Here is a 12,757-nt window from a genome sequence, read left to right as displayed (position 1 = left end):
CCGGAGTGTGAATCATAAATCAGATCCAGGCAAAACCCATTCTCAAACGGTCTCTTACCAATGGAACAGTAGACATGTTCGTGTCCGCAAGGCTCGCGGCGTTTGTTGGCCGGGGCGGGCGTCATCGCTGCCGGATCGTCTGAACGAGCCCGCAAAGCTCGCAGAGCGGTCGACCCAACGGCCGCCCTGCGAGCTGAATTGTCGTAGGTCAGGCTGTCACCCGATGCCGAACAGTGCCCTTAGCCGATCGGGCGGCCGAGAACATCCAAGCAGATGGCCACGGCATCGGCGCCGGTCGGCGTGTCGGGTCGGCCCGGCGACGGTGCCGTTGCGCTTGACATAGGAAACGATCATTTCCTATATGCGGCATGAGCAAACTTTCTCCGACTCGCAGCCCACCGATGGGACGACCTCGCACTTTCAAAATGGAAGCGGTTCTGGCCAGTGCCGTGCCCGTCTTCCGCGAGCATGGATACGACGGCGCATCCATCGACCTCCTCAAGGAGGCGACCGGTCTCACGGCGGGAAGCCTCTACAAGGCGTTCAAGGACAAGAAGGGCGTCTTCGCAGCTGCCTTCACATACTATGTGGAGGATCGGCAGCAGCAGCTTGCCGAGCGGCTGCGCGGATCGCGCACCGGGCGCGAGCGCATTGCAGAAACCCTGCGGTTTTATCTGGACTCCGCTTCCGGCCCGGAAGGGCGGCAAGGCTGTCTCGTTCTGGCCGGGCTGATCGAGGCGACGACCTTGGACGGCGCGCTGCATGATGCGCTCGGGAAAGCCTTGGCGAACAACCGGTCAGCGCTGATCGCCATGCTTCGCGAGGGGCAAGAAGACGGGTCGATCCGCAGCGATCTGGTGGTCGAGCCCTGCGCCGACATTCTCCTCGGCCTTCTGCAAGGGCTCAGGGCCGTCGGAAAGCTGCATGATCCGGCCGATCATGATGCCTTGATAGCCACGGCCCTCAAGATACTCGATTGAACATCCCAGGAAACGTCATGACCTTACATGCCCATGTCCAGCCGCCTGTCGATGCGGCCTCCTTCAACCATGAATTCGAGACAATCGACGGCGTGCGTCTGCACTATGTCACGGCGGGCCAGGAAGGCGCGGAGCCTCTGGTGCTGCTGGCCGGCTATCCCCAAAGCTGGTACGCGTGGCGGAAGGTGATGCCCATCCTGGCAGAACGCTTCCGGCTCATTGCCCTTGATCTTCCCGGGCAGGGCGACTCCGACAAGCCGTCGGACGGCTACGACACGGGAACGGTTGCACGGCGCATCCATGCTTTGCTTGGGCGCCTTGGCCTCTCCCGCTACGGCCTTGCCGCCCACGATATCGGCGCCTGGGTCGGCTTGCCCTATGCGTTGATGTTCCCGGAGGAGGTCAGCCGGCTTGCCCTTCTCGACGCCGGCATCCCTGGGGTCACGCTGCCCGACATGCTGCCGGCGACGTCCGATAAGGCATGGAAGACGTGGCATTTCGCGTTCCATGCCGTCCCCGATCTTCCCGAAGCGCTTATCTCCGGCCGCGAGCGCGTTTATCTGGACTGGTTCCTGCGCCGCAAAGCGGCCAACCCGCTAAGCTTCGGCGAGGTCGATCTCGATGAATACGTCCGTATCTTCAGCCAACCGGGGGCGCTGCGAGCGGGACTTGCCTTCTATCGTTCGGTTGCTCTGTCGGCCGAGCAGAATCGCGCGCTGATAAGTGATGCCAAGCTCGCCATGCCGGTCCTGGCAGTCAGCGCAGACCAAGGCTCGATCCCCGACATGGCCAGTCCACTGCGGCCTTTTGCGGCTGACATTCGTGGCGAAACCATCGCCCGGAGCGGCCACTTCATTCCCGAGGAACAACCTGAAGCTCTCGCCCGATTGTTCGACGACTTCTTCGGACGGCAGTGATGGAAAAGGCTGCTTTGTCATCCAGCATGGCAGAACGCCGCGACACCCCGAGCCGCGAGCGAGCGGGTGCCGTGCCGACCCTGCTGCTGGCACTCGCATGCGCAATCATCGCTGCCAACATCTACTATCTGCAGCCCCTCGTGGCGGCTGTTGCCCAATCTGTCGGGCTTTCCGATAGCGCCGCCGGACTGGTCGCCAGCATGACCCAGATCGGCTACGGCATGGGCCTCGTTCTGATCGTGCCGCTTGCAGACCTGGTGGAGAACCGGCGGCTCGTCGCGATGGTCCTCGCTCTGTCGGTCGTTGCTCTGGCTTCGGCTGCCTTAGCGCCTCAAGCATCCGTTCTACTGCTCGCCACTTTCGTCATCGGGCTCGGTTCTGTCGGGGTGCAGCTCATAGTCGTCTACGCGGCCCATCTTGCCTCCGAACTGGAACGAGGGCGGGTCATCGGAGCAGTGACGTCCGGGTTGATGTTCGGCATCATGGTGTCGCGCCCCGTAGCGAGCGCGCTGGCGGAGCTCACCTCGTGGCGCGTCGTGCTGGGTGTCGCGGCCTTCCTGACCGCAGCCATCGCGCTCGGTCTGCAAAGCGCTCTCCCGAAGCGGCAACCACGCTCTTGCGAGACATATCGTGGCCTACTTGCAGGTCTGCCCAAGCTCTATCGGGAAAGCCCGATCGTACAATGGCGGACGGTGATCCATTGCAACCTGTTCTTCGGGTTCGGGCTGTTCTGGACCGCCGTTCCGCTCGTCCTGCTGGATCGATTCCAGTTCTCGCAGAGCGGCATTGCCGTGTACGCCCTCACCGGAATCGCTAGCGTACTGGCCGCTCCGGTAGCCGGGCGCCTGGCCGACCGGGGCCATGCCTCAATCGGTTCCGCAGCCTCGATTGCTCTCGTTGGAACGGGATTCGCCGCGGCGATCCTGGGAATGCCCGGGCAAGGCGGCGTGTGGCTGCTTGCCGTCGCTTCCCTGCTCATCGGGGCGGGGGTCACCGGTCACGCCGTGTTCGGGCAGCGCGACGTGTTCAGCATGCCCGCATCGAACCGGGCCCGCCTCAATGGCGTGTTCATGGCCGCCTATTTCGCTGCAGGCGCCATCGGCTCGGCCATCGCCAGCCTGGCATAATGCAAATTGGGGCTGGCAGATGACCTGCATGCTCGGCGTGGTGACGGCTGGCGTCGCGATGGTCCGCTTCATTAGAGGGCGTCCCCATAAACGGGTTCATTTGAGCGGCATGATCTGATTCACTCTCCTTGAAAGGAGAGCGTCATGCGTCGCCATGAACTGACCGATCAGGAATGGGCGGTGGTGTTGACGCCGAACAGCCTGTCGAAATCCGTCTCGGCGAACCCGGTCGCGCTACGTCAGACGCGTTCAATGCCCGCATTGGCGACGACGATGTCGAGACGGTCGAAGCTTTGCCTGGCGACGTCAAACAGCTGGTCGATCTCCGCGACCTTTGATACGTCAGCGCGGACGGCGATAGCTCTTCCGCCCCGGCCTTCAATGCGGCTGACCAGTTCGCCGGCTGCCTGCTCACTCCCAGCATAGTTGACCACTATAGCTGCACCAAGCGCAGCATAACGCTCGGCGATTGCTCGCCCAAGCCCGCGGGCCGAGCCAGTGACCAGTGCCACCTTGTCCGTAAGATCGGTCACGCAAACTCCTCCGGCCCACCGCTTTGTCGAGCGGTGGGTACGCGTTTGTTTTCAACTAAAGCTTCATGCCGCCGGATACCTCGATACGCTGCGCATTAATCCAGTGATTCCCCCCGGAAAGCAGTGACGCGATCATCCGGCCGATATCGTCCGGAAGGCCGGGGCGGCCCAGTGCCGTCATCTCGGACACCATCTTATTGACCGCTGGATTGTCGCGAACGACGCCGCCGCTGAAATCGGTCTGGATAGCGCCCGGAGCCACTGAGTTCACGTTAATATTGCGCTTGCCCACGTCATGCGCGAGGTATCGCGTAAAGACTTCCACAGCGCCCTTGAACACCGCGTAGGCGACGCTGTCCGGATTGACGAAACGAGTGACGCCCGACGAAACGTTGACGATGCTCCCACCATCCTTGATGAGCGGCAGCAGCTTCTGGGTGAGGAAGAAAACGCCCTTGAAATTGACGCCATAAAGCTTGTCCAGCTCCTCGGGCGTCACATCGCCGAACGCCGTGTGGTTCGAAATTCCGGCATTGTTGACCAGGTAATCGAACCGGTCCGCGCCGAGCGTGGTCAGTGTTTCTCGCACCTGATCCACGAATGTATCGAACGATCCAACTTCGCCGGTGTCGAGCTTGAGCGCCACGGCCTTCGCGCCGACTTCTCCGACAGCGGCGACCACCTTGTCCGCGTCGTCGGCGGCTGAGTTGTAGGTGAAGATGCTGTGAACGCCGCGCTGGGCCAGGTTCAGCACGGTGCTGCGGCCCAGGCCACGGCTGCCGCCGGTTACGATCGCGATTTGCTTTGGATTTGTCATAACGGATCTCCTTCGAGCAGAGACATAAGCGCTTCAATTGCGATGAATAAGATGCTAATCACACTACATGTTGTACGAATTTTTGAACAATGGTCGCTGACTTATCTGCTGCTCGCGCCTTCGTCGCGGTCGCGACGGCGGGCGGCTTTCGCGATGCGGCTCAAGCGACCGGCATCAGCGCGTCCAGTCTCAGTGGGGCCGTGAAACGGCTCGAAGATCAACTGGGGCTCCGTCTTCTCAATCGGACAACGCGAAGCGTCGTCCCGACCGAGGCGGGCGCCCACCTGCTCGAGCGGTTACAGATCGCAATGGCCGACGTTGAGGCCGCGCTTGAGCGCGCCAACGACTATCGCGAAACACCTAACGGCACGATCCGCCTTAACGTGCCCGTTAACGCGGCACGCCTCGTGCTGCCGCGCCTTCTACCAGGCTTTATGGCGGCCTTCCCCTACGTTCGCGTTGAGGTGGTGGTCGAGCACGGCGTCGTGGATATCCTCGCTGCCGGCTGCGATGCCGGCATTCGCTACGACGAGCGGCTGACCAAGAATATGGTCGCGGTGCCAATCGGGCCGAGGAGACAGCGCTTCGCGACCGCTGCCTCGCCCGCCTATCTCGCCCAGCACGGCCACCCACGGCATCCTAACGATCTTCTCGACCACGCTTGCCTGCCGGGCAAGTCCGGCAGCGGTGCAATCGCACCGTGGGAATTCGAGCGTGACGGTGAAAGCGTCCGTATCGAACCGACCGGAGCTTTGGTGGTTGACGTAAACGCAATGGACCTCGCAGTCTCCGCTGCGATCGACGGATGCGGCGTGGTGCAGCTCTTTGAGGAGTGGTTGATGCCGGCGCTCGATAGCGGAGCACTGCAACCGGTGCTGGAGCCTTGGTGGCAGAGCTTTAGCGGACCGTTCCTGTACTATCACGGGCGAGAGCATGTGCCTGCACCGCTCAAGGCATTCATCGATTATGCGCAGGAACACCGCTGGTAAGAAGGTTCCCGAAACTGCTACCCGATCGGACAGGTCGGCAACAGGGCGCGGCGGGGCTTTGCCCAATGTCCGCATCCAGCGGATCTGCGTCTGCCATTCGTGTTGGCTTCGAGGAGGACAACGCCGATGAGGCGGATGATGGAGCCCTCGTTCGGGAAGATGCCGAGCTGGGGCATTTCCCCGAACCTGGTCCGGGACGAGAATGGCTACCGCGGTGTCGAACATCCGTTCATCTCCCGCTGTTGGCGGCCGGGGCGCTCGCGAAATACGCGACGATGTTCGCTGCGCATACGTCCATGTAGCCTTTCCATTGGCTCTTCACGAACAGCCGGAGCGGGAGCCCCACAAGACCATTCCTCGCCTGGAACGTGTAGGTCCACTCCACCTTCGTGCCGCCATCCGCTGGTTCGAACCAGAACTCTCCGCGCGCCTGGGTCATGAGGTGCTTTAGCGCGAAGCTCGGGTCACTCACCCGGTACGCGAAGCAGGACGGCCGATCATAATGAGTCAGACCTTCGCTCAAGGTACTGCCGTCCGCCAAGTGCACGATCCGGTGCGAACCGGGACGATCCCACGGGCCCGAGACGTCGGAGGTGGATGCGACGCCAGGCACCATTCCATAGCCCGTAAGGATCTTCGCCAGCACATCCTCTGCCGAAACGAAGTCGAAGACCTCCAGTATCGGGCGCGGCACGTATACTTCTCGTGTCACTGCTATGTTCAGCCTCACGGCTGCGCTGCTATAGTCATGGCTCGAGATGACATGTCTCCGGGAAATATTGTTGAAAACTCGCTTGTCTCGACAGGGCCCGCGGTTGGGACCCGGGCCATGATCTCGTCATAGGCCGGCCGGCTCTCCGGTTTCGGCTCCGGCGCAGGCGAGATCGCCAGTGCGGCCCGCGTCGCCGCCAACACCACCCGATCCGTGCGGCTTTCGTCGCGGGTTATCACGGTCATTGCTCTTACCCTTGTGTCCGATGCTGGTTTGCGCTGCGCCTCTCGGGCAGGTGAAGATGCCGGGTCTCCGATCTGCGACGGGTGGTGAGGATGGCCGGATCGGGGCATCGCGACCCGGCCGTTCGCGCCTATTTGAGGAACGGGTTGATCGCCGCCAGCGTATCGTCGAAGTGGCCTTCGGCCTCGGCATTGCGCATGAAGCCGGTGCCTTCCACGAGGATCTCGCGCGGTGTGGGCGTCTGCTGGAAGAGCGTCATAACCTGGTCGGCGAAAGCGTCGAGCGACATAAAGCGCTCGTTATCCTGCTGGCCGGGGGTCAGGGTCGTCTGCACCGCGGGCGGGACCAGTTCGATGACCTCGATCCTGCCCTTCAGGACCACACGGAGCGATTCCGTGTAGTTGTGAATGGCAGCCGTGATCGCCGAGTAGGTCGGGGCGATCACCAGCGGCACGAAGGCGAGGCCCGAGCTGACATTGACGATCACCGCATCGCTCTGGCGGCCCAGATGCTCGATCAGCGCATTGGTCAGCCGGATGGGACCAAGCATATTGCTGGTGACAGAGGCCTCGGCGTCGCCCAGATCGCGGAGTTTTTTATCGGCATTTCTCCGACAAAGGCGATCTCATGGATGCAATCGCCGAGGCCATCATCGGTGAGGTGCAATTGGATGAGCTGTCGGGCAAGGCTCCGCTCTGCGGCCTGGCCGAGCTCATAGGCCGCTTCAGACGCACGATCCTCACGCATCGCGAAGGCGCGGATCATCGGCGGAAGCTACACCGCCAAAAGCAACATATTGCGTATGGCAGAGGTCATAATGGGACTACGGACAGAAGTGGGACTTTCCCCGGACAAGGCAGTCTGGACGATGACGAGCCTGCTGTCCTTTGTACTCGGCGAGACACTGGAACAGCAGGGACTGCCCGAAGGCCCCGCAGAGGCCGTTTCACCGGCGCGCGCCGCGATATCAGGCGCGTTGTCCGACGGCGAATACCGCCACCTCGACACAAGCGTCATCACACAGCACTTCTTCGATTTCGACGGCCGGTTCGAGTTTGGCCTGATGCTGTTGCTCAACGGAATTGATACTACTGTGAGCGCTGATTGATATTGGCCATGCTCCGAGGCGTTGCAATGACTAGCTCTCCATCCTCGCAGCTGAACCGTCCCGAACAAAAGTAGCGAGTCGCTACCCGCAACACCGACGATGGAGCTTGGCAGGACGAACCGATGACCAGAGTCGTGCTCTATGCCCGCTACTCCTGCGACAATCAGCGCGAAGCGTCGATCGAGGACCAGTTCCGAATTTGCCGGGAACAGGCAGAGCGGGAGAAGTGGAAGATCGCCGGGACCTACAAGGATGCGGGAATCTCATGGCCAGCATGATCCTGCGGCCAGGAATCCAGTGGCTCCTACAGGACGCCCAGGCAGGGAAGTTCGACATGCTGGTAGCCGAAGCGCTGAACCGGGTCAGCCGCGACCACGCCGATGTCGCCACCTACTACAAACATCTGAAGTTCGCCGGCGTCCCCCTCGTCACCCAGTCGGAAGGCGAGATCAGCGAGTTGCATGTCGGGCGGAGGCGCGTGCGACGGTGCGCTTCGAGACGCGCCCGGGCGAGCAGATGCAGATCGACTTCGGCGAGCGCCGTGTCGATATCGGCGGCACGCAGCGCCGCATCTCGTTCTTTGTGGCGACGCTCGGCTACTCCCGTCGACTGCACGTGCGCGCCTTTGAGCACGAGCGCCAGGAGCACTGGTTCGAAGGCATGGAGAGTGCCTTCCGGAGCTTTGGCGGCCTTACTGAGGAGGTGCTGCTCGACAACGCCCGTGCGCTGATCCTGCGGCACGACGCGGCGAGCCGGGAGGTCGTGCTCAATCCGCGGCTTCACGCCTTCGCCAGGCACTGGGGCTTCCGGATCCGCGCCTGCGCACCCTACCGCGCCCGCACGAAGGGCAAGGACGAGCGCGGCGTCGGCTACGTGAAGCGCAACGCCGTTGCGGGCCGATCCTTCCCGAGCTTCGCCGCTCTCGAGGCGCATCTCGATCGCTGGACGCGCGACGTGGCCGACGTCCGCATCCACGGAACGACCGGCGAGGCCCCGGCGGTGCGCTTCGCCCGCGACGAGGCGGGGAGGCTGAAGCCGATCGACGGGATCCCGCCGTTCCTCGCTGCTCGGGACCTCGTGCGGCGGGTTAGTGCCGACTGCGCCGTCGAAGTCGACGGTGCTGCCTACTCGGTCCCCTGGCGCCTGATCGGAGAACGGGTGCGGGTGACGGTATCCGGCGGCACGATCCGGATCGCCCATGGCGGTCAAGAGGTCGCCGTTCATCCCGTCTCCGAGGTCCGTCGGGCTCGGATCGTCGATCCCGCCCACTTCGTCGGCGTCGCCGGCGCCGACGGCAAGCCGATCAGGATCCCCAAGCCAGAGGACACCGCCGTCGACACTCCGCCGGCCAACGAGCTCCTGCGCCCGCTGGCCGAGTATGAGGCGCTGGTCGGAGGGAGTTGGTGATGATGCCCGACATGCACGAGCACCTCGAGCGGATGCTGACCCGCCTGAAGCTGACGGCCATCCGCGATCACCTCGACAGCCTTCTCGACGAGGCCGGCCGGCACGAGCTGACGATACGCGAGGCGCTGACGCTGTTCTGCGAACGGGAGATCGCCCGCAAGGACCAGCGTCGCATCGACATGGGAATGGGGCTGGCGAAGTTCCCCTTCGTGCGCGATCTCGCCGGCTTCGACTTCGACGCACAGCCGTCGGTCGACAAGGCGCAGATCCGCGAGCTCACCACCGGGCGCTTCGTCGCCAACGGCCAGGCGGTTCTTCTTCTCGGCCCGCCCGGCGTGGGCAAGTCGCACCTCGCCGTGGCGATCGGCCGGGAGGTCATCGTCGCCGGCTACGGCGTCCTGTTCGCCCAGGCCACCACGCTCGTTGCGAGCCTGGCCAAGGCGCACGCCGAGAACAGGCTCGAGGAGCGGCTCACCCACTTCGCCAAGCCGAAGCTGCTGATCGTCGACGAACTCGGCTACCTACCGTTCGAACCGGACGCTGCGCACCTGTTCTTCCAGCTTGTCAGCCGGCGCTACGAGCGCGGCGCCATGCTCGTCACCTCGAACAGGGCGATCGGCGAGTGGGGCACGGTGTTCGGGGATCCCGTTGTCGCCACGGCAATCCTTGACCGACTGCTGCACCACAGCCACGTCATCACCATCCGGGGAGAGAGCTACAGGCTACGCGAAAAGCGCCGGAGCGGCCTTCTGCAGAGGGCCGCTCCGGCGCAAACCTCATCATAATCAGCATCAACCCAATCGGCGCAGGGGGGCAGTTCCTCGTGTCGCCAAGGGACCAGTTCCGGATGTCGCTGGACACGGCGAACTGGGTCAGATCCTGGCGTGGACGGAACGAAGCCCTCGGAAAGGCTTCAAAAACAAACACTCCCGGAGGGGGTTCCTCGGGAGTGTTGGTATCGATGGTTGCGGGGAGAGGATTTGAACCTCTGACCTTCAGGTTATGAGTCGTACCGATCGAACCATGAACAAACGCGTAGGATCGCGAGTTGTTGCGCGGTTTCCGCCAGTTGCGAGGCGGGTCAACCGGAGGGGCCTGCGCGCGGATTGTCAGGATTGCGCAGCGGTTTTTCCCCTCGTGCTTCCACCATGCTTCCATTGGGTGGCGGAATGATTTTCCGGTAGCACGGCCATCATCCGTCCATCCGCGACCAGAAGCCGGTCTTCTTGCCATGTTCGGCCTTCAGGCGCGCGGCATAGGCGTGGTGCGGCTCGACTGGTCCGAAGTCCTCGATCCGTCCGGCGAGATCGGCACAGGCGGCCAGGTGCTGAGCAGCATAGCCATAACGCTTCTGCCTCGCCTCGGTCAGCGTGAAATCGATCATCGCCCGCAACGCCACCGTCGCTGCAAGCGGATGCTTCTCGGCCAATGTCTCGGCCGCCGGTGCCAGGAATTCGTAGTGATCGCCGTCGACCTCGTCCTGCCTGTCGATCAGCAGGCGCGCGGCATGGGCAAGCGATGGCCAGTTCAGAAAGAAGGCCAACGCAGCCAGCAGGTCGGGATGGGCAACGGCATGCGCCATCGCGCGTTCCTCGGCCTCGATGTCTTCGAAATCCGGCAGCCGTTTCAGATATGCCCGCAGGTGCTCAACCAACAGGTCGCGTTCGAAGCACGCCCAGCGGAATGCTTGCGCCTCATCCTTCCGGTCGAGCGCCTCGAGCACGGCAAGGCGGGCGTCCTGCCACTCGGGCGGGATCCAGCGCGCATCTTTCACCTCCGCCCGCTCGATGAAGCCAAGCGCGTCCCCTGCCCTGCCCGCCGCCAGCAAGCGATGCGCGATCTCGGCCGCGATCTTCGGCACCTTGCGGGTCTTTGGGTCGTACTGGGCGATGAAGCCATCGACGTCGCCCTGCACGTCTGCGATGTCCTTCAGCGCCATTTCGACCGTGCTTTGCCGCGCGCGTTCCCCCATCTCGTGGGCATAGCGCGTGCCGCCGCTGCCCCAGCCGACGGCCTGCCATTCGCTCTTTGGCGGCACCGGCACGGGCGTGCGTCCAAGCTCCTCGACCAGTGTCTTCAGATGCGCGACGCCCTCGGGGCCCAGCGCCGGGGCGATGATGGCAATCAGCCCGTCGTACTGGCCAAACCCGTTGTCCTGCAGCGCGTCGAGAACCTGCCGCGCCAGCGCCTCGGGCGTAGCACCCGCCGCCTTGGCCACCTCGCCCAGATCGGCGCAGGCCTGGTGGAAGATGTCAATGACGGTGCCGCTGCTGTCATCGCAGCGTTCGAACACGGGCGTGGCCAGTCCCATGAACCGCCACAACAGCGCCAGCGCCTCACCTGGATCATGCGGGGCGATCTGTTCCATGATGGCGCTGCGCTGGGTCTGAAGATCCTTCACCAGCGGCTTGCGGTTCTTCCACGTGATGAAGCTGCGGGCGCGGGCGATGCTTGTCAGCCGCTTGGTGATCTCCCGCGCGGCGTCCCTCGGGCTCTGGGCGCCCGCCAGCGCGAGCCGCAGCTTGCGCTTGGCGGCGGCGTTGCCCGTGCTGACCTCGATCAGCAATTGCGCCAGGCGCTCGGCGCCCAGCGCTTCGAGGTTCTTCGCATTGAGGGTGGTCTTCGAAGCCATCGGATCGCCAGTTTCTTTTCCCCGAGCCTAACAGCGGTCCACGGGGTGCGGAACCTGCGTTCTGATTCGCGCGGCTCGTCAATTTCCCGCGCCAGTGCGCCGAAACGCCCTGCGCGGAAACGCGAGCCACTTCCTTTTTCTTCGCGATTTCAATGTGTTCGTTGACTGTCGCCCGCGCTTCAGCACTGCGGAACGGCGAAAGAACCAGCGAAGAGTGCCATGCCCAAGATCACCAAACGCCTCGTCGACGCCGCAGAAGCCCGCTCCGCCGAATACTTCGTCTGGGACAGCGAGATCCCCGGGTTCGGGCTGCGCGTGCTGCCGAGCGGGCGCAAGGGCTACGTGGTCCAGTATCGAGCAGGACGCCGATCCCGGCGGATCAGCCTCGGGCCCAGCACGGTGCTTACATGCGAGCAGGCCCGCAACCGCGCCATCTCCATCGTCGCCGCCGCGCGCAACGGCGCGGACCCCGCCGCCGAACGCGACGCTGGGCGCAAGGCGATCACGGTGAAGGAGCTGGCGGAGCGGTTCGACAAGGAGCACATCGCGATCCGCGTGAAGGCGAGCACGGCCAAGGAGTATCGCCGGAACCTCGACCGCTTCATCCTGCCCGCGCTCGGGCAGCTCACGGTCACCGGCATCACCCGCGCGGACGTGGCGAAATTCCATCACGACCTCCGCCACATCCCCTATCAGGCGAACCGCTGCCTCGAGGTGGTCTCGAAGATGTTCAGCCTCGCCGAGATGTGGGGGCTGCGTCCAGACGGCACCAATCCGCGAAAGCACATCCGGAAGTACCCCGAGGAGAAGCGCGAGCGCTTCCTAAGTGCGGCGGAACTGCGCCGGATCGGCGAGGTGCTGCGCGAGATGGAGGCGGAGGGGATCGAATTGCCGTCGGCCATCCTCGCCGCCCGCCTTCGCGACGAAATGCTCAATGAGACGCTGTTCTCGTCGCTTGCCCACGCCCGGGAGAAGCTGGCGTGCTGGCGGGCCGACTACAACACATCGCGCCCCCATTCCGGGATCGGCTGGCGCACTCCGGCCGCGTTCGCCGCGACCTTCAGACCGCGACGGGCTCCGGCGCTGCACTCGATGGATGGCTCCGCGCCGAAGCCCGCGGCATACCAAGCCCATCAGGGCAACAAAAACGCCGGAAACGAACTCCCGGCTGGATAAAACTTGGGGGCAACGTCACTCGCTAAGCGGCGACGGCGGTTTCACGGGCGCCGAATAGGCTGATGATCGCGATCTGGAGGAAGGCGACAAAAAGCTTCAGCCAGGCGAGGATGCGG

Annotated in this window: 12 protein-coding genes and 4 pseudogenes; 11 read left to right on the top strand and 5 right to left on the bottom strand. The window is 63.7% G+C overall.

All coding sequences use genetic code 11. The features are described 5' to 3' along the window. Positions 1–425: 425 nt before the first annotated feature. Genes LH400_RS22760 through LH400_RS22750 form a run of 3 tightly spaced genes read left to right on the top strand, consistent with a single transcriptional unit; the run spans position 426 to position 3,024 of the window. A complete protein-coding gene (locus tag LH400_RS22760) occupies positions 426–980 on the top strand; it encodes a TetR/AcrR family transcriptional regulator (protein ID WP_229155763.1) in 555 nt (184 codons plus the stop codon). A gap of 17 nt (positions 981–997) precedes the next feature. After that, the gene (locus LH400_RS22755) at positions 998–1,897 is read left to right on the top strand and encodes an alpha/beta fold hydrolase (RefSeq protein ID WP_229155762.1); all 900 of its coding nucleotides are present in this window, start codon (positions 998–1,000) and stop codon (positions 1,895–1,897) included. After that, positions 1,897–3,024, top strand: a complete 1,128-nt coding sequence (locus LH400_RS22750) for an MFS transporter (protein WP_229155761.1) — start codon at positions 1,897–1,899, stop codon at positions 3,022–3,024. Before LH400_RS22755 ends, LH400_RS22750 begins: the two co-directional genes overlap by 1 nt. Before the next feature lie 239 nt (positions 3,025–3,263). Here LH400_RS22750 and LH400_RS22745 read toward each other — a convergent pair whose 3' ends face one another. Next, the gene (locus tag LH400_RS22745; RefSeq protein WP_229155760.1) at positions 3,264–3,557 is read right to left on the bottom strand and encodes an SDR family NAD(P)-dependent oxidoreductase; all 294 of its coding nucleotides are present in this window, start codon (positions 3,555–3,557) and stop codon (positions 3,264–3,266) included. Between the two features lie 55 nt (positions 3,558–3,612). Then, positions 3,613–4,374: an SDR family NAD(P)-dependent oxidoreductase gene (locus LH400_RS22740; protein ID WP_229155759.1), complete on the bottom strand. Its 762-nt coding sequence runs from the start codon at positions 4,372–4,374 to the stop codon at positions 3,613–3,615. Between the two features lie 89 nt (positions 4,375–4,463). On the opposite strand from LH400_RS22740, the gene LH400_RS22735 reads away from it, so the two are divergent. Next, the gene (locus LH400_RS22735; RefSeq protein ID WP_229155758.1) at positions 4,464–5,363 is read left to right on the top strand and encodes a LysR family transcriptional regulator; all 900 of its coding nucleotides are present in this window, start codon (positions 4,464–4,466) and stop codon (positions 5,361–5,363) included. Positions 5,364–5,592: 229 nt separating this feature from the next. Here LH400_RS22735 and LH400_RS22730 read toward each other — a convergent pair whose 3' ends face one another. Beyond that, positions 5,593–6,075, bottom strand: coding sequence for an SRPBCC family protein (locus LH400_RS22730; RefSeq protein WP_370638462.1), 483 nt, complete (start codon positions 6,073–6,075; stop codon positions 5,593–5,595). 373 nt (positions 6,076–6,448) lie between these two features. Then, entirely contained in the window at positions 6,449–6,901 is a 453-nt protein-coding gene (locus tag LH400_RS22725) for an SDR family NAD(P)-dependent oxidoreductase (RefSeq protein ID WP_255618208.1), read from the bottom strand. A 162-nt stretch (positions 6,902–7,063) separates the two neighbouring features. On the opposite strand from LH400_RS22725, the gene LH400_RS22720 reads away from it, so the two are divergent. The 5 genes and pseudogenes from LH400_RS22720 to istB all read left to right on the top strand — a co-directional run bounded on the left by LH400_RS22720 (position 7,064) and on the right by istB (position 9,618). After that, a complete protein-coding gene (locus LH400_RS22720) occupies positions 7,064–7,426 on the top strand; it encodes a TetR/AcrR family transcriptional regulator C-terminal domain-containing protein (protein ID WP_370638463.1) in 363 nt (120 codons plus the stop codon). A 122-nt stretch (positions 7,427–7,548) separates the two neighbouring features. Beyond that, positions 7,549–7,704 carry a recombinase family protein gene (locus tag LH400_RS26115; protein ID WP_255618207.1) on the top strand — a complete coding sequence of 52 codons (156 nt, stop codon included), beginning with the start codon at positions 7,549–7,551 and terminating at the stop codon, positions 7,702–7,704. After that, positions 7,692–7,811 (top strand): annotated as a pseudogene (locus LH400_RS26445) (recombinase family protein); the annotation flags it as partial. The gene LH400_RS26115 and the pseudogene LH400_RS26445, both read left to right, overlap by 13 nt. Before the next feature lie 59 nt (positions 7,812–7,870). Next, a pseudogene (gene istA, locus LH400_RS22710) lies at positions 7,871–8,833 on the top strand (IS21 family transposase); the annotation flags it as partial. A gap of 2 nt (positions 8,834–8,835) precedes the next feature. Then, positions 8,836–9,618 (top strand): IS21-like element helper ATPase IstB, encoded by a 783-nt coding sequence (gene istB / locus LH400_RS22705; protein WP_491014617.1) that lies wholly within the window; start codon positions 8,836–8,838, stop codon positions 9,616–9,618. Between the two features lie 407 nt (positions 9,619–10,025). Here the strand turns inward: istB and LH400_RS22700 are convergent, their stop codons facing one another. Further along, on the bottom strand, positions 10,026–11,465 hold the full coding sequence (locus LH400_RS22700; protein WP_229155753.1) for a DUF6880 family protein: 1,440 nt from the start codon (positions 11,463–11,465) through the stop codon (positions 10,026–10,028). 219 nt (positions 11,466–11,684) lie between these two features. Here LH400_RS22700 and LH400_RS22695 point away from each other — a divergent pair. Both LH400_RS22695 and LH400_RS22690 read left to right on the top strand, forming a co-directional pair. After that, positions 11,685–12,131: pseudogene (locus LH400_RS22695) on the top strand (integrase arm-type DNA-binding domain-containing protein); the annotation flags it as partial. A 246-nt stretch (positions 12,132–12,377) separates the two neighbouring features. Continuing rightward, positions 12,378–12,641, top strand: a pseudogene (locus LH400_RS22690) (integrase core domain-containing protein); the annotation flags it as partial. Between the last annotated feature and the right edge of the window lie 116 nt (positions 12,642–12,757).

The sequence above is a fragment of the Jiella soli genome (assembly GCF_020615385.1).
In the GTDB taxonomy this organism is placed as follows: domain Bacteria; phylum Pseudomonadota; class Alphaproteobacteria; order Rhizobiales; family Rhizobiaceae; genus VKMB-3413.
This window is presented reverse-complemented; position numbering and strand designations above follow the sequence as displayed.